The sequence below is a fragment of the Zwartia vadi genome, from assembly GCF_030410375.1.
Classification (GTDB): Bacteria; Pseudomonadota; Gammaproteobacteria; order Burkholderiales; family Burkholderiaceae_B; genus Zwartia; species Zwartia vadi.
In genome coordinates this window covers 36,773-60,612 of sequence record NZ_JAUHHE010000017.1, presented here as the reverse complement: position 1 = coordinate 60,612, position 23,840 = coordinate 36,773, and the positions used below count along the sequence as shown (strand labels likewise).

The 23,840-nt window shown below is 52.3% G+C and carries 18 protein-coding genes; 7 read left to right on the top strand and 11 right to left on the bottom strand.

What is annotated here, in order from left to right; all coding sequences use genetic code 11:
- Window positions 1–155 precede the first annotated feature (155 nt).
- From QWY27_RS13755 to QWY27_RS13740, 4 genes are all read left to right on the top strand, one after another.
- Complete coding sequence (locus QWY27_RS13755; RefSeq protein ID WP_290198977.1) at window positions 156–437, top strand: hypothetical protein; 282 nt, start codon at window positions 156–158, stop codon at window positions 435–437.
- A 161-nt stretch (window positions 438–598) separates the two neighbouring features.
- Window positions 599–2,062 carry a ribonuclease G gene (rng, locus tag QWY27_RS13750; protein WP_290198976.1) on the top strand — a complete coding sequence of 488 codons (1,464 nt, stop codon included), beginning with the start codon at window positions 599–601 and terminating at the stop codon, window positions 2,060–2,062.
- A 203-nt stretch (window positions 2,063–2,265) separates the two neighbouring features.
- On the top strand, window positions 2,266–3,261 hold the full coding sequence (locus QWY27_RS13745) for a Bug family tripartite tricarboxylate transporter substrate binding protein (protein WP_290198974.1): 996 nt from the start codon (window positions 2,266–2,268) through the stop codon (window positions 3,259–3,261).
- Window positions 3,262–3,274: 13 nt separating this feature from the next.
- The gene (locus QWY27_RS13740; RefSeq protein ID WP_290198973.1) at window positions 3,275–4,318 is read left to right on the top strand and encodes a hypothetical protein; all 1,044 of its coding nucleotides are present in this window, start codon (window positions 3,275–3,277) and stop codon (window positions 4,316–4,318) included.
- On the opposite strand, the gene QWY27_RS13735 is transcribed toward QWY27_RS13740, so the two are convergent.
- The 4 genes from QWY27_RS13735 to msbA are packed head-to-tail and all read right to left on the bottom strand — an operon-like array spanning window position 4,319 to window position 8,591.
- Window positions 4,319–5,698: an amidase gene (locus QWY27_RS13735; protein WP_290198972.1), complete on the bottom strand. Its 1,380-nt coding sequence runs from the start codon at window positions 5,696–5,698 to the stop codon at window positions 4,319–4,321.
- The gene (locus tag QWY27_RS13730; RefSeq protein WP_290198971.1) at window positions 5,695–5,889 is read right to left on the bottom strand and encodes a hypothetical protein; all 195 of its coding nucleotides are present in this window, start codon (window positions 5,887–5,889) and stop codon (window positions 5,695–5,697) included. Before QWY27_RS13730 ends, QWY27_RS13735 begins: the two co-directional genes overlap by 4 nt.
- Window positions 5,890–5,940: 51 nt before the next feature.
- Complete coding sequence (locus tag QWY27_RS13725; protein WP_290198970.1) at window positions 5,941–6,804, bottom strand: nitroreductase family protein; 864 nt, start codon at window positions 6,802–6,804, stop codon at window positions 5,941–5,943.
- A gap of 11 nt (window positions 6,805–6,815) precedes the next feature.
- The gene (msbA, locus tag QWY27_RS13720) at window positions 6,816–8,591 is read right to left on the bottom strand and encodes a lipid A export permease/ATP-binding protein MsbA (RefSeq protein WP_290198969.1); all 1,776 of its coding nucleotides are present in this window, start codon (window positions 8,589–8,591) and stop codon (window positions 6,816–6,818) included.
- A 173-nt stretch (window positions 8,592–8,764) separates the two neighbouring features.
- Between msbA and QWY27_RS13715 the strand changes: the two genes are divergently transcribed.
- Both QWY27_RS13715 and QWY27_RS13710 read left to right on the top strand, forming a co-directional pair.
- Window positions 8,765–9,670, top strand: a complete 906-nt coding sequence (locus QWY27_RS13715; protein ID WP_290198968.1) for a glycosyltransferase family 9 protein — start codon at window positions 8,765–8,767, stop codon at window positions 9,668–9,670.
- Between the two features lie 44 nt (window positions 9,671–9,714).
- On the top strand, window positions 9,715–10,482 hold the full coding sequence (locus tag QWY27_RS13710) for a YdcF family protein (protein WP_290198967.1): 768 nt from the start codon (window positions 9,715–9,717) through the stop codon (window positions 10,480–10,482).
- Here the strand turns inward: QWY27_RS13710 and QWY27_RS13705 are convergent.
- Genes QWY27_RS13705 through dnaE form a run of 6 tightly spaced genes read right to left on the bottom strand, consistent with a single transcriptional unit; the run spans window position 10,458 to window position 18,918 of the window.
- The gene (locus QWY27_RS13705; protein ID WP_290198965.1) at window positions 10,458–11,645 is read right to left on the bottom strand and encodes a glycosyltransferase family 4 protein; all 1,188 of its coding nucleotides are present in this window, start codon (window positions 11,643–11,645) and stop codon (window positions 10,458–10,460) included. The genes QWY27_RS13710 and QWY27_RS13705 overlap by 25 nt on opposite strands.
- Window positions 11,638–12,366 carry a polysaccharide deacetylase family protein gene (locus QWY27_RS13700; protein WP_290198964.1) on the bottom strand — a complete coding sequence of 243 codons (729 nt, stop codon included), beginning with the start codon at window positions 12,364–12,366 and terminating at the stop codon, window positions 11,638–11,640. The genes QWY27_RS13705 and QWY27_RS13700 overlap by 8 nt, the downstream gene beginning before the upstream one ends.
- A gap of 4 nt (window positions 12,367–12,370) precedes the next feature.
- A complete protein-coding gene (locus QWY27_RS13695) occupies window positions 12,371–13,486 on the bottom strand; it encodes a glycosyltransferase (RefSeq protein WP_290198962.1) in 1,116 nt (371 codons plus the stop codon).
- The gene (locus QWY27_RS13690; RefSeq protein ID WP_290198986.1) at window positions 13,483–14,253 is read right to left on the bottom strand and encodes a glycosyltransferase family 2 protein; all 771 of its coding nucleotides are present in this window, start codon (window positions 14,251–14,253) and stop codon (window positions 13,483–13,485) included. Before QWY27_RS13690 ends, QWY27_RS13695 begins: the two co-directional genes overlap by 4 nt.
- 32 nt (window positions 14,254–14,285) lie before the next feature.
- A complete protein-coding gene (locus QWY27_RS13685; protein ID WP_290198985.1) occupies window positions 14,286–15,410 on the bottom strand; it encodes a glycosyltransferase family 4 protein in 1,125 nt (374 codons plus the stop codon).
- Between the two features lie 19 nt (window positions 15,411–15,429).
- The gene (dnaE, locus tag QWY27_RS13680) at window positions 15,430–18,918 is read right to left on the bottom strand and encodes a DNA polymerase III subunit alpha (protein ID WP_290198961.1); all 3,489 of its coding nucleotides are present in this window, start codon (window positions 18,916–18,918) and stop codon (window positions 15,430–15,432) included.
- Between the two features lie 104 nt (window positions 18,919–19,022).
- Between dnaE and QWY27_RS13675 the strand changes: the two genes are divergently transcribed.
- Window positions 19,023–19,922 (top strand): aspartyl/asparaginyl beta-hydroxylase domain-containing protein, encoded by a 900-nt coding sequence (locus QWY27_RS13675; protein WP_290198959.1) that lies wholly within the window; start codon window positions 19,023–19,025, stop codon window positions 19,920–19,922.
- 24 nt (window positions 19,923–19,946) lie between these two features.
- Here the strand turns inward: QWY27_RS13675 and hrpA are convergent, their stop codons facing one another.
- Window positions 19,947–23,807: an ATP-dependent RNA helicase HrpA gene (hrpA, locus tag QWY27_RS13670; protein WP_290198958.1), complete on the bottom strand. Its 3,861-nt coding sequence runs from the start codon at window positions 23,805–23,807 to the stop codon at window positions 19,947–19,949.
- Window positions 23,808–23,840: the final 33 nt, after the last annotated feature.

Sequence of the window (23,840 nt, the reverse complement as noted above, 5' to 3'; positions counted from 1 at the left end):
ACTCTTCAGTTTAATCTCTGTATAAATCGTATTTCCATGACCTGTGTAAACACAGGCCGGTTATACGTCGCTGCTCAAAGGAAGTGAGGTTATTTACATCAAGCTTTTACACTTAACATTCATTTCCTAACTTCTTTGTGAGCACTTGATTTCGTTTGCAATCACTGAACCTGTTACAGCCCAGCAACCTGCGACACTCATTCCAAGCGCCCACACTTATCGGTTGTCAAATTTTTAAAGAACAAGGTACTGCTGAATTCTATAAACCTAGCTTTTTATTGCTAGCAATGCTTTTTGGCTTTGATTATGTGCCTGAAGCAGAGAAACGAGATTATGAAGGAGTTTTTTATCCATGTCAAACCTGTTTTAATCAATTTGCAAAAAACTTTGAAAATAATTTTGCAATCAACCTAAACGGCCCGACTCAGTCAAAATAACTCGAACTGACTCATCGTTTGAGTAGAACTTTAGTTAAGTACCGCTTTGATTAAAGCATTTGGTATTTAACCCCTGAACATGATTCATCTTATGAAGATGTTTCATGCCAAGCCCGCTACTATAGCACAACCAATTATACGCATTTCGAGATTTAGCCAACATGAATGAAGATATTCTGATTAACGTCACGCCTTTTGAAACACGTGTGGCTCTGGTCGCTCGCGGGGCTGTACAGGAGCTCCATATGGAGCGCAGTACTCAGCGCGGCCAGGTCGGAAATATTTATCTCGGCAAGGTTGTGAGAGTACTGCCTGGCATGCAAAGCGCTTTCGTGGAAATCGGCCTTGAACGCGCAGCCTTCATACACATCGCAGACCTCAGGGAAAATCGATCCGAACGCGCGTTGGCGACAACGCCCACCCCTATTGAAAAGCTCATTTTCGAGGGTCAAAGCTTAATGGTTCAGGTCATTAAGGATCCACTTGGTACAAAAGGGGCTCGACTGTCTACTCAAATCAGTATCGCAGGCAGAATGCTTGTGTACCTACCACATGAGCCACACATCGGCATTTCACAGAAAATCGGTTCAGAAGCGGATCGACAAGCCCTTCGCGAACGCCTCCAAGCCCTCGTTTCCCCGGATGAAAAGGGTGGATTTATTGTGCGCACACAGGCTGAGGGTGCGACGGATCAAGAACTCGAAGCCGACCTCGCCTACCTCAAAACTCTTTGGGGGAATGTACAGAAAGGCGCAAGAACCTTGCCCGCGACGAGTCTGCTTCACCAAGACCTGACTTTGGCCCAACGTGTTCTACGAGACATGGTGACCCCGGACACAAATCAAATATTGATTGACTCGCGCACCGTCTGCACGGAACTCAAAGCCTGGGCAGATATTTACACACCTTCAGTTTCTGAACGGATCAAGCATTACAGCGGAGAGCGCACGTTGTTTGACACGGCAAATATCGAGGAGGAGATTGTCCGTGCGCTTTCCAGACGCGTGGACCTGAAGTCCGGTGGGTACTTGATCATCGATCAGACCGAAGCGCTCACCACGGTGGACGTTAATACAGGTGGATTTGTCGGTGGACGCAACTTTGACGATACGATTTTCAAAACCAATCTCGAGGCCGCACAAGCAATCGCCCGTCAACTGAGGCTGCGCAATCTTGGTGGCATCATTATTCTCGACTTTATCGATATGGAAGATGTCGCGCATCGCGATGCGGTCTTGGTCGAGCTCAACAAGGCGCTGTCATTTGATCGGACTCGCATGACAGTCAACGGATTTACTCAATTAGGGCTTGTGGAAATGACTCGCAAGCGCACCCGAGATTCACTCGCCCATCAGCTCTGTGAACCTTGTCCCACCTGCCAGAGCCGAGGCAATGTCAGGACGAGCAAGAGTATCTGTTATGAAATTTTGCGTGAAATTTTGCGCGAAGCAAAACAATTCAATCCTCGCGAATTCAGGATTCTCGCCTCGCAAGGGGTGATCGATCTGTTTCTTGAAGAAGAAAGTCAGCATCTCGCCATGCTGGGTGACTTTATAGGAAAGAAAATATCCCTCGAGGTTGCGAGTGACTACACGCAAGAACAATACGATATTGTTCTGACCTGAGCGGCATCGCGCAGATTTAACCTGACCTAGTAATCAAATCTTGTCAATACAGGATCATATGGATATGACAAGTCGTCCATCGCGCTCTGTTGAACGCTACACTCAAAAAAGTTGTTCATCAGAATAGTTCAAGAAGAAGCTTGCTTTGGTGTCTTTACTTACACCAAAAGCATAGATACCAGACAAATCCAGAGGAGAAAGATATGGTGAAGTTTTCAGCATCACGTGTGGTCCGCTCGCTCGGACTCGCGACCCTGGCTCTTTCGGGAGCGTTGAGTTTTTCGGCCGCGCACGCGCAAGCAAACTATCCTAATAAACCGATCAAGTTTGTCGTGCCCTACTCTGCAGGCACCACAACCGATGTGATTGCGCGTGTTTACGCTGACAAGCTGGGCAAATTGCTCGGACAAAATATTATTGTGGAAAACAAAGCCGGTGCGGGAGGCAATATCTCGGCCGAGTCCGTCGCGCGCTCGGCGCCTGATGGCTACACGCTGACATTCTCGACCAGCGCGACGCATGCGACGAACCCTGAGCTCTACAAAAAAGTAAATTTTGATCCGATCAAAGATTTCACGCATATCGCGCTGATGGTTTCAGCGCCTAATATGCTGGCAATCAATCCAAAAATTCCAGCCAACAACATGGCGGAACTGATTGCCTATGCGAAAAAGAACCCTGGGAAGCTGACTTATATCTCCGCTGGTTCAGGCACCTCCCCCCACATGGCCGGCGAATTACTCAAGACCATGGCGGGCATCGATATTCAGCACGTGCCTTACAAAAATATCAACCAGGGCTTTACTGACTTGTTTGCCGGCACGGTGTCCATGACGTTCTACCACGTGCCCGTCATCTATCCTCACGTCAAAGAGGGACGACTCAGAGCACTTGGGGTCGCTACAAGTGAACGGAGTCCCATCGCACCTGAAGTGCCCCCTATTGGCGATACCGTTAAAGGCTACGACCTTCGCCCTTGGTGGGGTCTGGCGGGTCCTGCAGGCATGCCAAAGGACATAGTCGAGAAACTCCACGCAGCCACGACCCAAGTACTGGCAGATCCAGAAGTTCAGGAGCGCTTCAAAAACATGGGTCTCATCATCACTCCGATGACGACCCAACAGTTCAATGATTTCACCGTTGCAGAGCTCGCTAAGTGGACCAAGATTGTGAAAGATTCCGGCGCAAGTGCCAATTAAAAAGTCAATATTCATGAAAGAAGCATCCAAAGAACTCCTGCTCCCCACTACAGTCGTGGGCAGCTACCCACAGCCTGACTGGCTGGTTGATCGGGAGCAGTTGTCCAAGGGCGTTCCACGCACGCGTCAGCAAGAAATCTGGCGCGTACCGGGTGAGTGGTTGGAACAGGCGCAAGATGATGCGACTGTCCTGGCTATCCGCGACATGGAGCGCGCAGGAATCGATATCATCACAGACGGTGAGATCAGAAGAGAAAGCTACTCGAATCGTTTTGCGATGGAGTTAGAGGGAGTGAATGGTGATTCTCCTGCCATCATCATTTCAAAAACAGGACTCAAAACGCCTGTCCCGCGCGTGGTCAGTAAAATTGTCCGCACCCATCCCGTTGAAATTCGGGACCTTCAGTTCCTGAAGGCTCACACCGATCGTCTCGCTAAAATCACCCTGCCCGGTCCTTTCACAATGGGACAACAAGCCAAGAATGAGTTCTATGCCGATGACGAAGAAATGGTCATGGACTTTGCCGCTGCGGTGAACGCAGAGGCGCTCGATCTTCAGGCCGCGGGTGCGGATTTTATTCAGCTCGACGAACCTTGGTTACGCCATGATCCCGAGGCAGCCAAACGTTATGCAGTCAAAGCCATCAATCGCGCCTTGCAAGGCATCACGGTGCCGACGATTGTCCATCTCTGTTTTGGCTATGCAGCGGTTGTCAAAGGACAAAAACCGACGGGCTATTCATTTCTGCCGGGGCTGAGCGATTCCATCGCAAAGCAAATCTCAATCGAGGCTGCACAACCGCGTTTGGACTTGGGTGTTTTAAGTGACTTGGCAGGAAAAAAAATCATGCTGGGCGTACTCGATCTTGGGACGCATGACATTGAAACAGCCCAACAGGTCGCGGATCGCATCCGTGCAGGACTCAAATATGTCCCGGTCGAAAACATGATTCCGGCACCAGACTGTGGCATGAAGTATCTGCCAAGAAATGTCGCCTTTGGCAAGCTGCGTGCACTTGCCGAAGGCGCAAAAATTGTGCGTCAAACGCTTGGGTAATTAACCAAGTTCAGGATGAGTCTTGTGCCAAGGGGTGGCCTGTTCAAAGGCCGCTCCTGTGCGCAACACAGTCACTTCATCATAATGTTTGCCAATGATCTGCATGGACAAGGGCAAGCCGGTACTAGACAGACCGTTCATCAAGGCTAAAGCAGGATGGCCGGTCAGATTAAACGGAACACGTGCCTGTCTGGTGTAGGTCCTTACGATTTCTTTTTCATCCTCGATTCGACATGGTGGATCAAACGAATTGACGGCCAATAAAACATCGACCTCATCAAAAGCTTGATTCACTGAATCACTTAAAGCTCCGCGCCATTGCATCGCCTGCACATAGTCTCCGGCGCTAAGGAAAGCACCGCAAATTAATTTGCGTCGAGACATTTGCGCAAAGTCCTCGGGTCGCTCGCGCAAATGACGCGCATGAACAGCCCAACCCTCAGACATCAGAATAATTTTCTGCGCAGCGCTAAAGGTTTGAAGTGATGGCAGCGTGATGTCTTTGACTGTGGCACCCAAAGAACGAAACACCTCGCAAGCATCGTTTAACGCACGCGTCATTTCAGGATCGGCCAGCTCATCTTTTTCATGAAAATGTCGAATAAATCCGATTCGCAAACCCTTGACGCCCAGCTGCAGATCCCTCGTATAGGAAACAGGTTTTGCAGCTGAGGATATGGTGGAAGTTGTTGCCAGTACGTCCAACAAAAGCGCAACGTCTTCAACGGTTCGTGCCATGGGTCCCACATGATCCAGAGACATCGAGAGAGGGTAAACCCCTTTTCTAGAAACCAAATCATATGTCGGCTTCAGGCCCGCCAAGCCACAGGCGGCTGAAGGGTTACGGACCGAACCACCCGTATCGGTTCCGAGCGTAAGCGGGACAAAACCCGCAGCAAGCGCAGTTCCTGAACCGGATGAGGAGCCGCCAGGATGATGCTCGACATTCCATGGGTTGCGTGCGGGTGGGAAAGGCAGATCAAAAGAAGGACCGCCGATGGCGAACTCATGCAGCGCGAGCTTGCCAAGCAGTATTGCTCCAGCCGCTCGCAAGGCCTGGATGACAGAAGCATCCTCCTTTGCCACGTGATCCATCATCACTTTGGAATGGCATGAGGTACGCTGGCCTGCAATATCAATGATGTCTTTAATTCCAACAGGAACTCCATGCAAGGGTCCGAGAGTCCTGCCCGCTCTGATCTCTCGCTCGGCCTCTTTTGCAGCAAGACGCGCAGCATCCCGGTCAAGATGAATAAAGGCACGATATTTAGGCTCATATTGATCAATATGCGCCAGCAACGTATCAATCACAGTAACAGGTGAAAGGGTACCCGCTGCATACCCTCGACTCATTTCCGCGGCAGTCATCCAGTGCATCATGATTTCACCTGCATCACAGGACATAATTCGACGGTATTGTCTGGAGGGGATTTAAATGAAGCACGAATGTTCAAGGCTACGCGCGCAGCGGTCTCGACATCATCTGGAAAACGCGCAAGTGTTTGCTCAAGCCCGGCAAGTCTGGCCAGGGTCTGAATGTCCGCACGCTCTGTGTTTGATTGACTACTCATGGTTTTGTCCCGTATTGGTTGAATTTTTATTGTCAAATTTTTCGATCAAATTTACTTCAAACTGAATTTCTTGTTTCGGATAAATGCACCAAAATCGGCACGCTCCGGAACCGAGTAATGACGGGCCTTGTCTTCAGACCAGCCATTAAAATCCGCATCCGGATATAGATTCGCGTAGCGCTGTCGTCTGAGCGGAAATAGCGCATGACGCCGCTGATCATAGGCATCGATTTGCTCTTTCAGTCCCGCTTCATCAAATCGATTTCGATGCGTGGTCACAGACAAGGGCAGTCGAGGCATGATTCGGCCCTGCTCTTGAGGATACCCCACGCACAAACCCGCCACAGGAAACACCGCATCAGGTAGTCCAAGCAGCTCACTTGTTTTTTCAGGATGGTTGCGAATAGCGCTCACGGGAACGGTTACCAAACCAACCGCCTCGGCCGCTCGAATGAATTGGGCGAGAACGATTCCTGCATCAACGGCGGCGTTCATGAAGTGGTCAAGGTGTTCATTGACGAAAGGTTTCCCTCGCCACTGTCCAATTTGCCTGACGCGACGATTGTTTCCACAAAACACTAAAAACACTGGCGCGTCATTGATCCACGGCATATCGGGTATGTCATCCGCTACAGCTTTGATCAAAGCACGGTCAGCAACATGGACAATGTCGGCTTGCTGCAAATCGGACTTGGAAGGTGCGGAAAGCGCGCACGCAAACAAAACATCCAGCAAATCCTGCGAGACCTCCCGCTGAGTCCACTTGCGGTGCGAACTGTGGGCAAGCATTCTCAGAAGCTCATCGCCACCCGGTAAATCATCAGGAATTTTATCCGGCCAGCGGGTGGTCTCCCCGAATCGCTTGAGCGCCGCTTCGGCAAGTTGTTGGGATAACGTGCGGGAGCTCTGCGACATAGATAGCCTTTTTACTCTTCTCGAAACTGCATCTGGTACAGGGCGGCATAAGCACCTGCGCGCGCCAACAGTTCGACGTGCGACCCTTGTTCGACTACTTTACCGTGATCCATCACTACGATCTTGTCAGCATTTTGAACGGTCGACAGACGATGGGCAATCACCAGTGTGGTTCTGCCCTTCATTAAGGTCTCAAGAGAGGCCTGGACTTGGCGTTCAGACTCATTGTCCAGGGCCGAAGTCGCTTCGTCAAGAATCAGGATCGGCGCATTTTTAATCAAAGCGCGGGCGATCGCCAAACGTTGCCGCTGTCCGCCAGACAGCCGGGTGGCATTCTCTCCGACAGGCGTCTGCAACCCTAAAGGTAATGACTCAACAAACTCGAGCAGGTTCGCTGCGGCAAGGGCGGCCCGCACCTCCGCTTCAGACGCATCGTGAAGCGCACCGTACCCAACGTTGACCGCAATCGTATCGTCAAACAATACGACATCCTGACTCACCAGCGACAATTGTTCGCGCAAAGACCTCAGATTCAAAGTCGAGATATCACGACCATCAATCAAGACCTCTCCACTGGAGGGTGAAACAAATCTTGGCAGCATGTTAACCAACGTAGTCTTGCCGCTGCCCGAGCGCCCAACCAAGGCAACAGTTTGTCCAGGCTCTGCAGTAATCGTGACATCCGACAGGGTATCCGTTTGTGCATCGGCAAACCGGTGGGATACGTGACGAAATTCAACTTTACCCTTTGCTCTCGCATCAAAATGCCCCGTACCTGTCTCCGGTTCAGAAGGCTGGTCAACCAATGTGAAGACGCTTTCGGCTGCAACAAGCATTTTTTGCATCCGTCCGGCCACCTTGGTCAAGCGCTTGATGGGATCAAAGATCTGAGCGAGGGCGGCCATGAAGGCCGCGAAACTGCCCACGGTCAGGGTGCCTGAATTGGCCTGATTCAACGCCACCGCGATCACGGCAGCGACTGCGATGGCAGTAATCACCTGTGTGATGGGCGTCATCGCGGCATCTGAAGTCGCCGCGCGCATATCAAAACGTCTCAAGCGACCACTCACATAGGAAAAACGGCTGCGCTCAAAGGCGTAACCATCGAACAGTTTGACGACACGCTGCCCATCAATCCCCTCGCTCACCACACGGGTCAGCTCGGCATTCATATTGACGGTATCTTGATTGATCCGTCGCATGCGGGCAATAAAAGAGCGTGAAATCAACACTGAAATTGGCATCGTGACCAAAATAATCAGCGTCAGCTCCCAGGACATGTAAAGGAGCACGGCAATCATTGCCAACACGACTAGTGTTTCCCGCACAATGACCGTCAAGACCTCTGTGGCATAGCTCGTGACATTACCGGCATCAACAGTGAAGCGGTTTAATAAGCGACCCGTGTCGCCTTTTTTAAAATCACTGTCGGGCATAGTCAACAGCTTTTCGAACATGTCTCGCCTGACACCCAGCAAGACATTATTCGCGACCCAGGCAAGCAAATAATCGCTAAAAAAATTACAGAGTCCGCGCAAGAAGATCAGCGCGATGATTGCTAAGGGTACTTGCCAGACATATTCAGGTTTAGCTCCCGAAAAACCTTCATCCAGCAACGGTTTCATGGCGACGGCAAGCGTTGGCTGGGTAGCGGCCGCCCCCGCCATAAACAGAACCGCGAGTGCCAAGCCTTTCCAGTAGGTACCGACACGACTATATATACGCGTCCATAGATTTTTTCTTAGCGCTTGAGAAGAGTCAGCTGCTGTGGTGACGGGTGAAGTCAAAATGTGGCTCTAAAATCGAATAATTAGATGATTTTACTCGCCTGAGCGAACCGAAGTAAGCATCAGACCTGTCTCAACCTCTCGCCACTACGATGAAAATGAATGCGCAAGACGTAACAAACCGCCCTGCCCCTATATTTATTCGGCTCCCGAACTGGATTGGGGATGTGTGTATGTGCCTGCCCGCGCTGGAATTACTCAGTCAATCAGGTTATTCCTATGTGATTTGCGCAAAAGGCTGGGCGCGATCCTTGTTGACAGGGATTAAGGTCGAAGGATTTATCGAAATGACCGATTCGATCAAAAATAATGTCCGTGCATTGCGCCAATGGCGAAAGCAGCATCCTGCACATCAGGTGGGCTTACTGATGCCAGATTCACTGTCGAGCGCACTGACTTTTCGGCTGGCGGGCATCCAAAGCGCAGGCTGGCGCGATGATGGACGATCCTTTCTCCTCAAATGGGCGTTTAACAAGCCTGCCGAACCCTTGCATGCCGTTCAAGCTTGGTACGCGCTCACACAACGCGCGCTAAAAAGCTGGGGGAAAGATACAGAAGACGCCTGTCTCGCACATACTCTGTCGCTTCCCATTACCAATGAGCACAAACAGGCCGCTGCAGCTGCCTTGCGTGAAGCCGGATTCAAAGCTGGGGACTTTGTTCTGATAGCTCCCACTGCGACCGGTCAGCACCGCGGTCAAAAAAAAGTCTGGCCGCACTTTGATGCCCTTGCACGCGTCTTGCAAAATAATCGTGTCAAAGTCGCCATGTGCCCACCCCAGTCAGAACAAGTGGCTGCCAACCGCGCAGCGCCGACTGTGGATTTGATCCGCCCCCTCGATCTCGGTGCATTCTGCGCGCTGACGCGCATGGCAAAACTTGTCATTTGTAACGACTCGGGCGTGGCGCACTTATGCGCTGCAGCCGGTGCGAAACAAGTCACGCTTTTTGGTGTCACGGATGCTTCCCGCACAGGTCCCTGGAGTCAAAACAGTTGCAATATGGGAATAAACGGACAATGGCCGACTGCCGGAGAGGTTGTCACACGGGTGCAGCAATTGTTAATGTCTAATGCTTAGAGTCTAATAACAAGTATGTGAAGCTTACAGGCCAAATATAAACATTGCTTTCCTCCATCCCTTTTTCCAATCTTCTGCTTTACCCACCCGGGCTGTGCCTCGTCTTGTTGGCACTGGCCCTAGTCATGGTTTCTCTTAGACTAAGGGTCACAGCGATTGTCTTGACGATCTTTGGATTGGGCTGGGTGTTTGCTTGGTCACTTCCTGCCACCTCCCTCTACTTGGGGGGACTACTCGAGTCCAAATACGCTTATAAACAAGCAAAAGAATTGCCCCGCGCAGATGTCATCATTGTGTTTGGAGGCAATACCCAGGCCAACCGGGCTAATTGGTTTGAACCATATAACCGGTCGACCGCCGTCGATCGCATTGATCGGGCTGAAGCTCTTTACTTGGCAGGACGTGCGCCGCGCATTCTACTTTCCGGGAGTGCTCTTGAGGGTAAAGTCAGTGAAGCACAGATCATGGCACGCCTGTTACGTCAGCGGGGCATACCAGACTCGGCGCTCATTTTGGAAAACGAAAGTCGCAACACCTATGAAAATGCTCGTTTTAGCGACATCATGATGCGCAGCCAAAAACTCAAAAGTGCGCTGCTTGTGACTTCGGCTCTTCATATGCCACGGGCACTAGGCAGTCTGGAAAAACGCGGCATCCAAGTTACTGCGGCAGGTGGTGCGCCTCAGATTGTGTTGCCTACTAAGGATGCGCCTGATCTCTGGTGGCCGCACACAAGAAGTTTGAGTGCCAGCCGCACCATCATCAAAGAGTATTTAGGTCTATTCGGTTATTGGGTACGCGGCTGGCTGTGAAGAAGCTCTCGCTCGGCACGCACCGTGTGATAAAGGTGTTCATAATTTTTGGCCACAGCGTCCCAGGAAAATCGCTCAACCACGCGCTGACTCTGGCGCACAATCTCATCGCGCAGACGCTCACCCGGAGCAAGAGCAAGAATAGCCTGCGCCAAAGACTGAACATCCTTGGGATCATCAAGAATCCACGCATCGTACTGATGCTGTAAAAAATCCGCAAAACCGCAATACTGCTTTGCGCTGAGCACAACCGGTATTCCGTGTGCCATGGCCTCCAGGGGAGCCATACCAAAGCTGTCGCGCAGCGTTGGATGAACATAAATATCCGCACTCAAAAAATAGGGGGATACTTCCGCGACAGGGTCCACCAAGCTCACTCGCTCGACAAGCTCAGGATGACGAGCGGATAGATAAGCGCGGGCCTCTGCGTCGGCCCCGACAACAAGAAGCTTGAAGTGATGCGGCAGTCTGATAAAGGATTCAAGGGTCGAGGCCAAACCTTTTCTCATTGGATTCCGGGCAACAAGTAAACAGACCACATCCCGTTCTCCCCAACAGAATTTTTCTCGCATCTGCCCACGCACGCATTGATCCATTGGCACAGTATTTGCACCAGGTGGAATCATTTCAACTTTTTTTAATGCAGGATAGGCCTGATACAGCTGAGCCTCCACGCTTGGGGAGACCGCGACAACACGCCTGCCAGAACCGGAGCGACCAGAGCGAACGGATTGAGCCTCCAGCCACAAGTAAGCAAGATTGCGGGGTTGCAAACAGCCCAGCAGACCTCGCCAGCGGGGCTGAAGGCAAAAACGTCTAAACTTTACTGGTACGACATGCACGACATGAATGTCACCCGCAGGTCCCATCGCATGGGTATGCACGACGTCAAAGCCTATGTCTGTTCTAGACTGACTTTTAGGATAAGAAAATTTACGCGCCCAGTAGGCAAAGTGCAAAGCACGTATCCAACCAGGCCAGCCATTCAAACGCGGCACGAGCATTTCCTTGATCGACAGGGAGTGATCAAACTCCCTCGCAATGACGGTAACGTCGTGATTCAGTGAAATTTTTTCAAACAATTGAACGGCGTAAGCCTCCGCTCCACCAAATTTGCGACCAAAGCGCTCAGTGATCAGCGCAATGCGCAAACGCTCAGCCACGGCGACGGTCCTCGTGGCCAGTCAAACATTTTTGAAAAAATCTCAGCAAATGGGTACTGCGCCAAATTCCCACCCGCGGAAGCAAAAAGGGACCGTCTTGGGGTCCAGCCAACCCTCTTTTTGTCGTGGTGGCATTTTGGTACCCCGCCTCTGCAGCCATCGCGGCATGCTCTGGCTTGAAATGACCATATGGATAGCAAAAAGCCGTAACGTCCTGAGCAACAGTCTCGGAAAGAATTTGGCGAGACTGAAAAATCTGTTGCCGCGCGACTTCGGAATTGAGTTCAGGCAAATGAACGTGATCCAGTGTGTGAGACCCGACCTCTTGACCAGCCTGTACCCAGGCTCTTGCTTCGTCTTTGCTCATCAAAGGCGAGAAAGGGACATTGTTATGCGCATCCCAAATATTTCCGCCATCGAACTGATTCGCAACAAGATAATTTGTCGAGGTAAAGCCCAGCTCAGATAAAACGGGCAAAGCATTCACAAAAACGTTACGAAATCCATCATCAAAGGTCACGCCAAACACCTTGCCGGTTCGTTCCCCCTTTAGATATGGCATAAGGTCACGCATACTCAACCCGCGATATCCGAGTCTGTGCATCCAGCGCATTTGTCTGGCAAAACTTTTAGGATGAACCGTCAGACCTCGAAATTGGGTGCCGCGAGGTGCCGGTATATCTATTTGGTGGTACATCAGAATCGGAATGGAATTGCTCATCGCCTCAAATACCCCTGCAATGCTGATATACACGCAATGTCTGCGCAGAAAAATCTGAAAGATTGAACCATTGCTCGGCGTGGGCTCTTGCCGCCGCGCCCAACTGCTTCAATAGCGTTGGCTGATCGACAATTTTACGCAGTACCTGCGCAATACCCGTGACATCCCGCACCTCAACAATCCAGCCGTGCTGACCCTCTATCAAATTTTCAGGTAGCCCGCCGACTCTGGTCACAAGCACAGGCAAGCCAAGCGCCATCAACTCTCTACAAGCAAAGGATAGAGCCTCTTGGTAGGACAGAACAAATCCAACATCGCATGCTGCAAGCAACGGTCGAATATCGTCAATCAGCCCTGGGAAACTGATCTGCGAGGCCATCCCCAATTTGATGACTTCATCCATCAACTGTGGCTTGGGTGGATCGCCTGCAACAACAATATGAAAACGAGAGCGTAGATCAGTGGGCAAGCTTGCCAACGCGCTCACCAAGTCCAACCAACCTTTTTCTAGATCAGTCCCGCCAGCACTGCCAAGCACGATTTTATCCCGCACAGTCTCGTCAAAATATTTTTCCCGTAGAGAAAGTTTTTCATTGACTGAGACCGGGACAAAATAATTCGTATCAATCCCGTGACGAATCGTCGTCACCTCACAATCCCGATACACAGAGGCGCAAACATGTTTGCGCACATAGTCGCTGACAGCGATCACATGATCGGTTGCAAGCTTTGCGCGCAACCGGTGACCGAAACTCTTTAAAGGGTGATCATTATGTTTGGTAAACACCACACTTGGCCGTGCAGTGCCCAACCCAAGTAAAGCCAGCATGACCTGCTTATGGTCAGCCGAACCATTGACATGGACAATATCGAAGTGCTCTGTCTGCAGCAATGCCCGGAGTCGGGTGCGCGCACCAAACCATGAAGATGGTCGGGTTGTGAAGGACATCGCAACAACCCTTACCCCAGGCACTTCACTCGCCAATCTGAAAAGCCTGCTGGTCTCCGGGCAGGCGACTGTCAAACTGTGATCACGAGACAAACCGCGTAGCAAGTTGACGATATACGTCACATGCCCGCCGCCGTTACCACCATGAAAATTGGTATAAAGAATCTTCATTCGGATTTGTCCGTTGCCCGCCTTTTGGAACGGTTCAACATCATCAGTTTCGAATAACGAAAAAAACTACCTGCTGAAGCAGTCACGGCTAAAACAAAACCGTAACGACCATCCAGGAAGCCCTTTCGCAGGATGTAAATGCGCACGAACGTCCAGAGACTATGGCCAATCATGCTCGCAACACCTGCCCGCTTTCCGCGCATGAACATCATTTGCGCCGCATCGCTGGAATAGCGATTCATTTTTTGAATTAAAGCATCCAGCGTTTCATACGGATAGTGCAATAAACACGCTTGCATTTTGGCAGTCGGGCCCTTGATCTCGACACGCTCATGCACCAGCGCATCGGTAAAAGATCCCGCCTCTTTGCGAAAGAGTCGCAAGACGTGATCAGGCCACCAGCCACTATGACGGATAGGTTGACCGCACAACTCCGAGAGCCTAGGTATGAAATATCCATCGCAAGAGGGGTGGCCCAGTGTGTCAATGATCTCATGTTTAAGTGCTTCGGATACGCGCTCATCCGCATCGATCGATAAAATCCAGGATTGAGTGGTCAACGCAAGCGCGCGATTTTTTTGTGGTCCAAAACCCGGCCAGTCGTCTGTATGGTGAACCTGGGCGCCACATCCTCTCGCGATCTCTGCCGTTCCATCCGTACTACCTGAATCCAAAACAATCACTTCTTGGGCGAAACTCACCGAACTCAAGCAGTCAGCAATGTGACGCGCTTCATTTTTCGTAATGATGATGACCGAAACGGGCAGTTTCTCCTGCTCGATGCTCTGGAGGACGGCAGTCATGATGTCACGCCAGACCTGTTGGACCCGCTGGACTTGTCAGACCTTTTATCCAACCATGCGCGATAGCAGGTCTCGGTGCGTCGAACAAGCGCATCGGGTGTGAATTCGGAACGCGCATCATTCCAGATACGGTCGTACCCCGCCTGTCCCATCTGCCGCCTGAGTGCTGGGTCATCAATGAGTGTGAGCAAGGTGTGCCGCATCTGCTCAGTATCATCGAGCGCAACTACAAAACCTGTCCGTCCATGTTCCAACATCTCCGGGACGCCTCCAACGGCTGTACCAATCACTGGCAGACCCGCTGAGGCGGCCTCGAGGAATACCATCCCACTCGCCTCGAGTCGTGTCGCCAGACAAAAGATGTCAAATCCCGCCATCAGATTGCCCACATCATCACGTCTGCCCAAAAGATGGATGCGTGCTTGCAAGCCCAAACGATCAACGAGCTGACGCACCTCAGTGAAAACTGGCTCTCCCGAACCGACGAGGACCAGATGGAGATGTGGTCGCAAAGAAAATAAAGGTACCATAGCCTCAATCAGCTCCCGATGCCCTTTGTTCGCACGCATCACGGCCACACATCCAACAATCACGGCTTCGTGTGTCAACCCGAGCTCTTGGCGAAGCGTAGAGTGTTCGATCGCAGGGGCCGGTAAGACAGGCGTGTAAATTGTTTGAACCCGTTCAGGTGAAACGCCTTTCCTGATCAGCTGCTCACGGACAAACTGACTATCTGTTGTGACACAGTGGGGGAGCCAAGTGTAGGCAAGCAAAGAGTTCACAGGGTTGGCTAAATGCCGGGTACGCACAATCAAAGGCGTTCCGGCTAAACGACCTGCAGTCGCAGCCAGAATCGTATCGCGTCGACTGTGCGTATTTAAAACATCTATTCGTCGCTGTTTAAGAATGTTACGAATCTTAAGGACGCCCAGCACGAAATTTAAGTGTCCATCCATCTTCATCGCATGAACAACAAACCCCTCTTCGCTCAAACGCTTAGCAAGTTGAGCATGTGGCTGGCAGATCGCCTCAAGGGTATGACCTGCCTCTCGCATGGCGATCATTTCCTTGAAAATCCTATGCTCCTGACCACCAAAATTGGTGGCAGCCTCGGCATGCATAATGCGCAGTGGTTGTTCGTTACTTGTAAGCAACTTCAATATCCTCTGCTGAGGTCCATCCAGCCAACTTTTCTACCAGACTATCGGACAATCTGACACGCCAAGACTCATCGAGCCTAAGCGTGCAAGAGGCAGTCGCTGTTTCATACTGAATCTCGACGGGCGTACCCGGCATACCATTTTCAGGCGCGGCGCGATAAGGGTTCAGCATACGTCTGAGCATCGCCGCATCGGCATTGCCATTGAGCCGAATTCTCAAAGCCTTGGCCCTCGCCTCACGCGCGAGTTGCAAGTCATAAATTTGCTCGGCCACCACGCGCATCCCGCCGGAATACTCGTCATTCGTGACCTTGGCCTGCACGATGAGGAGTTGATCGTCTTTGAGACGATTGCGGTGCTGATCCATGAGCTCGCCATAGATAGACACCTCGACTTGCGCGGTGCCGTCATCAAGCACGACAAACTGCATTTTGCCTCGACGAGTCATCATCGTTCTGGAGCCAGCAATCACACCAGCGAGCCACTGCAGGTCGCGGGAGGGTTCAATCCGGTTCAAACCCTTCGTGACGAAATGCCTCACCTCAGACCGCCAGGCATCGAATAAGTGGCCACTGAAGAAAAAGCCGAGCGCCACCTTTTCTTCTGAGAGCCGTGCATGCAAATCCCAAGGTGCGCACTGTGCAAGCTCACTCTCAACCACATCAGCACCATCGTCACCAAAGAGCGAGACTTGATTTGCGCTTCGCGCAGTCTGTTCCGCCGCCTCAAGCGCCGTGCCAAGCGAAGCAAGCAACGCGGCGCGGTTGGCCTCAATTTGGTCGAACGCACCAGCGCGGATCAAGGCTTCAATACTGCGACGGTTGACAGAGTGACGGTCGATTCTTCGGCAAAAGTCAAAAAGTGAAATGAACGGTCCGTCTTGGCGTGCGCGCAGAATCTCCTCGACCGCACCCTGGCCCGTTCCTTTGACCGCACCCATACCGTAACGAATCGTGCGTGGGGGCAAGCCCTGAGCGGAATGCTCGTCTGCGACAGGTTCAAAACGATAGCCTGACGCATTCACATCGGGAGCAAGCACCTTGATGCCGTTGGCCAGGCAGTCACGCCAGAAAGTTTGCACCTTGCCCGTGTCATCCATGTCCGATGACAGGGTGGCTGCCATAAACTCAGCGGGATGGTGCGCCTTGAGCCAGGCGGTTTGGTAGGCGATCAGCGCGTAGGCGGCTGAGTGGGATTTGTTAAATCCGTAACCTGCGAACAGCTCCATGAGGTCGAAAAGCTTGACCGCGAGATGGGCGTCGTAACCCTTTTTAATCGCGCCCTGTTCGAACAGCTGTCGATGGGCAGCCATTTCCTCAGGCTTTTTCTTGCCCATGGCGCGTCTCAGCAGGTCAGCACCTCCGAGCGAATACCCGCCAATAATCTGAGAAATCAGCATGACCTGCTCTTGATACACGATCACACCGTAGGTGCTTTTCAACGTGTTTTCAAGGTCGGGGTGGAAGTAGTCAACGGATGCGCGACCATGTTTACGGTTCACGAAGTCATCCACCATGCCCGACTCCAGTGGACCGGGCCTAAACAGCGCAAGCACCGCCACAATATCTTCGAAGGTGTTGGGACGTAATTTCTTAAGTAACTCCTTCATGCCGCGCGATTCAAGCTGAAACACGGCAGTCGTGTTTGCGTCGCAGAGGATCTGGTATGTCGCAGGATCGTCAAGCGACAGCGACATGATGTCAAAGTCGCGCATAGAAGGGTTAAATGCACGAACAAAGCGCACGGCCCAATCAAGAATCGTCAGGTTGCGCAAACCCAAAAAGTCGAACTTGACCAAACCGGCGGCCTCGACATCGTCCTTATCGAACTGGGACACTGCGCTGCCCTCCTGACCGGGCTGGCAGTAAAGGGGGCAAAAGTCTGTGAGCTTACCCGGCGCGATCAACACGCCTCCAGCGTGCATCCCGACATTTCGCGTCAAACCTTCAAGAGGTCGGGCAAGGTCCACTAGCGCACGAACTTCTTCTTCGGTGTCGTAACGGGCTTTAAAAGAGGGCTCATCTTTGAGCGCGCGGTCAAGCGTCCATGGGTCGGCAGGATTATGCGGGATCAACTTGGACAAGCCGTCACACAACATATAGGGCATATCCAGCACACGCCCGGCATCGCGCACCACAGCCTTGGCGCCAAGCGTGCCGAAGGTTGCAATCTGACTGACTGCCTCTCGGCCGTACTTTTGTTTGACATACTCAATCACACGCTCGCGATTGTCCTGACAAAAGTCGATATCAAAGTCAGGCATCGAGACACGCTCGGGATTCAGAAAGCGCTCAAACAGCAAGTCATACCGAATCGGATCGAGATCTGTGATCCCGAGTGAGTAAGCGACTAAGGATCCTGCTCCGGAGCCTCGACCCGGTCCAACCGGAACCCCATTGCTCTTGCCCCAATTGATAAAGTCCTGAACGATCAGGAAATATCCAGGGAACCCCATGTTGATAATGGTCTGACACTCCAATGCCAGACGCGCAGAATACTGAGGCATGGCGCGTGCGCGCTCCTCGGGATCTGGAAATAACTGCAGCATCCGCTTTTTAAGACCCGCCTCGGAAAGCTCGATAAGATAGTCATCCAGCGTGACGCCCTGCGGGGTCGGAAAATCAGGAAGCTGCGGCTGACCCAGCACCAAGGTGAGGTTACAGCGCCGGGCAATCGCTACTGCGTTGGCCAGCGCTGAGGGTACATCGCTGAATCTCTCGACCATCGCCTGGGTTGATAGTAAATACTGATCCGGCGTGAAGTGTCTGGGTCGACGGGGGTTGGTGAGGATTTCCCCTTCGGCAATGCAGACGCGAGCCTCGTGAGGCTGAAAATCCTCAGGCTCCAAAAACTGAACAGGATGGGTGGCCACCACAGGTAAACCACACTCTGAGGCCAAGGCAAGCGCAGCACGAACGTAAGACTGATCCGCGTCCGCCTCGGTACGCTGCAATTCAATATAGTAGGCATCCGGAAAAGTTTTTTTCCACTGCAATGCATAGGTACGCGCCAACTCGACGTTGCCTGCCATGAGGGCTTGACCGACATCGCCAGCTCGTGCACCAGACAAGGCAATCAGACCTTGGGCACCCACCAGCCACTCGCGACGCATCTCAGCTCGACCGCGGTGTGCGTTCGTGAGCCATGCTCGCGTCAACAACTCGCAAAGCGCCAAATAACCCGCACGACTCGCAACGAGCAGTAAAATGCGGTAAGGTTTGTCGCGGTCGTCATCGTTTGTCAGCCAGACATCGCAACCCGCGATCGGCTTGATACCTGCCGAACGCGCCTCCTTGTAGAACTTGATCAAACCAAAAACGTTTGACAAGTCTGTGAGGGCGACCGCGGGCTGTTCGAGCTGGGCAACGCGTCGAATGAGTTCCGGAATGCGCACCGTGCCATCCACCACCGAGTATTCGGAATGGACACGCAAGTGAACAAAGGGCTGGGAATGTGGGCTTTCTGACATAGGTCAATTGTACCTACTGTTCGGTCAGATATAGTTACACTTAGTGATGAATTGAGTCTCTGCACGTCCAGTGCCGGGCAAGATACTTTAGGATGGAATGCCGCATGAAATGGATTGTTCTTGGAACCTGGCTTGGAGCCATCCTTTTCGCCCACTTTCGCGGCCGCGTCAGACTCCCTCTTGGTCGTCAGCTGCTTGATCACTCTATTATTTTGGCGCCGATCAACGCCTTTATGGTGTTGACTTCGCGCGTACCCACAACACCCTACATTCCAAATGACGAAATGCCCGAGCTCAAACTGCTCGAGGACAACTGGGAAACGATTCGCGACGAGGCCTTGCACCTTGCCTCCTTACGTGAAATCAAAGCACCCGAGTTACATAATGACATCGGTTTTAATTCCTTTTTCAAATATGGCTGGAAACGCTTTTATTTGAAGTGGTACGACGCCAAGCATCCCTCCGCAGTCGCGCTTTGCCCTAAAACAGTGGCTTTGCTTAATCAAATCCCCTCTGTCAAGGCTGCAATGTTTGCAGAACTACCACCTGGTGGACAACTCAATCCGCACCGCGATCCCTTTGCCGGCTCTTTACGCTACCACTTGGGTTTATCCACACCGAACGATGACCTCTGCTACATAGACGTGGACGGTATCCGCCATAGCTGGCGCGATGGTAAGGGCGTCATTTTCGATGAAACCTATGTGCACGATGCCTACAATAAAAGCCAGCAAAACAGAATTATCTTGTTTTGTGACGTTGAGCGCCCTCTAAAATATCGCTGGGCCCAGTGGTTTAACCACTGGTTTGGCAAAATCGCCATGTCTGCAGCAAGCTCGCCCAACGCAGAGACCGATCAAACTGGCTTCGTCAATAAACTGACGCACTACCACTGGATCATTGATCAAAAAAGACGTGCCTTCAAAAAAGCAAACCGTACAGCCTACAAAGCCACAAAGTTTGGCTTAATCGGCCTTGCCATTGTGCTGTTTATCATCTGGTAGGCACTTTCACACGGCCTTGAATAGCTAGCGTTGCATCGCTTCCCAGGTTTTCTGCAAGCGCTTGACTGAGACGGGCATGGGGGTGCGTAACTCTTGGGCAAACAGCGCGACACGCAACTCCTCCAGCAGCCAGCGAAACTCATCAAGTCCGGTATCTGTAGCACCCTTGAGGGCACCGCGTGCGCGACTGTATTGAGTCAACACGGGCGTCATTTCCGTCATCAAGCGCGCATCTCGTGCAGGATCCGTTTTAAGTTTATCGATCCGCGTCACGGCGGCTTTGAGATAGCGCGGCAAATGCACCAACTGCGCATAAGGCGTGTCCACGATAAAGCGTGCAGGGACGAGCTGCTGTAATTGTTGCTGCAAATCTGCGTAGGCCTGGGGATAGGCCTTGGCCTGCGGCAACTTGCGCAGGGCCGCGCTCCAGCCCTCAAGGATCGCATAAGACAGTCGAGCGACTTCCTGAGCGAGCAAACCGAGTTTTGTTTTGGCCTCCTGACGGCGCACCTCAAAACTTTGCGCATCTTCTGGCCACGGTTCGGTCAAACACGCACCAATCAGCGCGCAATCAATAATTTGATCTCGCAATTGCTCTTGGGTGCCGAGCTGAATGTAAAGCATGCCCATCTTCGTGAGCTCGTGCAGATTTTTTTCCAAAAACTTAACCTGCTCGCGCAACGCCAGGCGGAACAAACGAACAAGACCGCGTCGGTGCGCCCCAAGAGCTACCTGCGGATCATCGAACACATCAAGCGCACAGGCGGCACCACGCTCAACCAGTGCCGGATATCCCACCACAACCTGATCCTTGCGGCGAATCTCCATGAGCTCGGGCAATTTGCCGAAACTCCACTCTGTGATGTCATCTTGCGACAGCACACTGGCGAGATCCTGATCCCGCGTGGCGAGCTTTTGAAAAGTGGCCTGTGCTTGCTTGCCAAGCTCGGCCTTGATCTGCGCGAGATTGCGACCTGCCGCCAACATTCGGCCATGCTCGTCCACCACCTTGAAAGACATAAAAAGATGCGCAGGCAGGGTCTCAGGCTTAAAGTCGGTGACCAACGGACGGATCTTAAGCTGCTGCCAAATATCCTGAATCAACGCCTCAACAAGGCCACAAGGCGGATGTTCCAGTCGCTCGTACCATCGTCCGTAAAAACCTGCCGCATAATCAGGCAACGGCACACAATGACGACGAATTTTCTGAGGCAAGGACTTTAATAGGAGTTGCGCTTTTTCTTTAAGCATGCCGGGCACTAGCCACTCGCAACGCGCGGCGTCAACTTGATTGAGAAAATACAAGGGCACGGTCACGGTCAAACCATCTTTTGGAGAGCCTGGCTCAAAATGATAGTCCGCAACAAGACGCACACCCTGCCACTCTAAAAACTTTGGAAACACGTCTGTTGTGACACCCGCCGCCTCATGTCTCATCAAGGCATCGCGTGTCAGCATCAACTGTTGCGCCTGATCCTTGGGCAATCCCTTCACCCAGTGCTCAAGCGTCGCCGTTTGATAGATCTCAGTAGGCAGAAGCTTGTCGTAAAAAGCCTGGATTAATGCATCGTCCACCAAAATATCCGGACGGCGTGTTTGATGTTCCAGCTTTTCAATTTGAGCAATCAGTTTTCTGTTATGCGCCAAAAAGGGCAACGGGCTGTCAATATCACCCGGAATCAAGGCCTGAAGAATAAAGATTTCTCGGGCCTGCTCGGGAGCGATGGGGCCATAATGCACTCTTCTTCCTGAGTACACGGTTAAGCCGTACAAAGTAGCCTTTTCGTTTGCAACCACTTGTCCAAGTTTGCGCTCCCAGCGGGGATCACTCCAGGAACGCTTGAGGAGATGTCCTGCAACACGCTCCACCCAACTCGGCTCGATCTTTGCCACACAACGCGCGTAAAGTTTGCTGGTATCCACCAACTCAGCCGCCATGATCCATTTGCCAGCCTTCTTTAACAAGCGTGAACCAGGGTGAATCCAGAAACGGATATCGCGTGCACCGAGATAATGCCCACCCTCCTCTGCTTTGAAGCCCAAGTTGCCCAACAGCCCGGACAAGAGAGAGAGGTGAATCTGCTCATGGGTCGCATCTGTTTTATTCAGACGCCAACCCTGCTCTCCGACGAGGGCCATCAGCTGGCTATGGATATCATGCCACTCGCGCAGACGCAGTGGTGAAAGATAGTGCGTCCGCAAAAGCGCCACCAGCTTGCGCTGAGACTGTTTGTGCTTGATCTGCTCGTGATACCAGTTCCACAGCTTGACGTAGGCAATGAATTCAGACTTGTCGTCGGAAAATTTCGCATGCGCCTGTTCTGCGGCTTCGCGCGCATGCATCGGCCTGTCGCGCGGGTCTTGTACGGAAAGTGCGGAAGCGATAATCAGCATTTCGGTAAGACAGTGCTGATCGCGTGCCGCCAAAATCATCCGTCCCAAACGAGGATCAACCGGCAGCTTTGCCAGCGCGCGGCCGGTTTCAGTCAGGGCATCGGGTTTATCGCCTTCGGGGTCGATGGCTCCAAGCTCTTGCAACAAATGGTATCCGTCGGCAATCGCACGACCACTCGGAGGATCCACAAAGGGAAAGGACTCAATATCATTGAGACGCAAAGCCTTCATCCGCAAAATCACGCTTGCGAGTGAGGAGCGCAAAATCTCAGGATCAGTAAAGGCCGCTCGCGCCTTGAAATCGACTTCGTCATAAAGCCTGATACACACACCGGGACCCAATCGCCCGCAGCGTCCGGCCCGCTGATTGGCAGAGGCTTGACTGATCGGCTCAATCCTTAATTGCTCGACTTTGTTGCGCCAAGAGTAGCGCTTGACACGGGCCAAACCGCTATCAATGACAAACCGGATCCCGGGAACCGTCAACGAAGTCTCAGCGACGTTCGTGGCCAACACAATACGTCTAGCACTCGTGCGCGGACGAAAAATTTCCTCTTGTTCTTCTTGGGACAACCTGGCGAACAGGGCGAGTACTTGCGTGCCAGGCGGGTGGTGTTTGCGCAACGCCTCGGCACACTCCCGAATTTCGCGTTCGCCGGGCATAAAAACCAAAATATCACCGGGCCCTACCCGTGCACATTCGTCGACCGCTTCGACTAAAGCATTGATCAGGTCGCGCTCCTCGTCTCTGGCCAAACTTCGGTCGGATAATCCCGTTTGAGCAGAAGTGCTGACAGCTTTGTCATCATCCAGAATGGGGTTCAGTACGGGTCGATAACGGACTTCCACAGGGTACAAACGGCCAGAGACTTCAATGACCGGGGCAGGCATACCCTTTGCATCCGCAAAATGACGGGCAAACCGCCCTGCATCAATCGTTGCGGAGGTGATAATCACCTTGAGGTCAGGTCTGCGGGGCAAGAGCTGACGCAAGTACCCCAGCAGAAAATCGATATTCAAACTACGCTCGTGGGCTTCGTCAATGATGATGGTGTCATATCGCCTGAGCAACGGGTCGCGCTGCGACTCCGCCAGCAAAATACCATCTGTCATCAGTTTGATGGCAGTTTGCGCACTGCTCCGGTCTTGAAACCTGACCTGATAGCCTACCCATTCTCCTAGGGGCGTTTGAAGCTCTTCTGCGATCCTGCGCGCAACCGAGCTCGCGGCAAGACGCCGGGGCTGCGTGTGACCGATCATTTTTTTCAGGCCACGACCGAGCTCCAGGCAAATTTTGGGCAATTGGGTCGTTTTACCCGAGCCAGTCTCTCCGCTAACGATCACAACCTGGTGACCAGCAATCGTGCGCGCGATTTCTTCACGGCGCGCGCTGACCGGCAAATCCTCTGGATAGACGATCTTGGGGGGCTGACGTGGGGAAATGACAACGCTTTCCGGCGTTATGTCGGCTGAGCGCTTTGATTCGGGCATATTTTCTAATCCGATGAACAGCTCATTATAAAA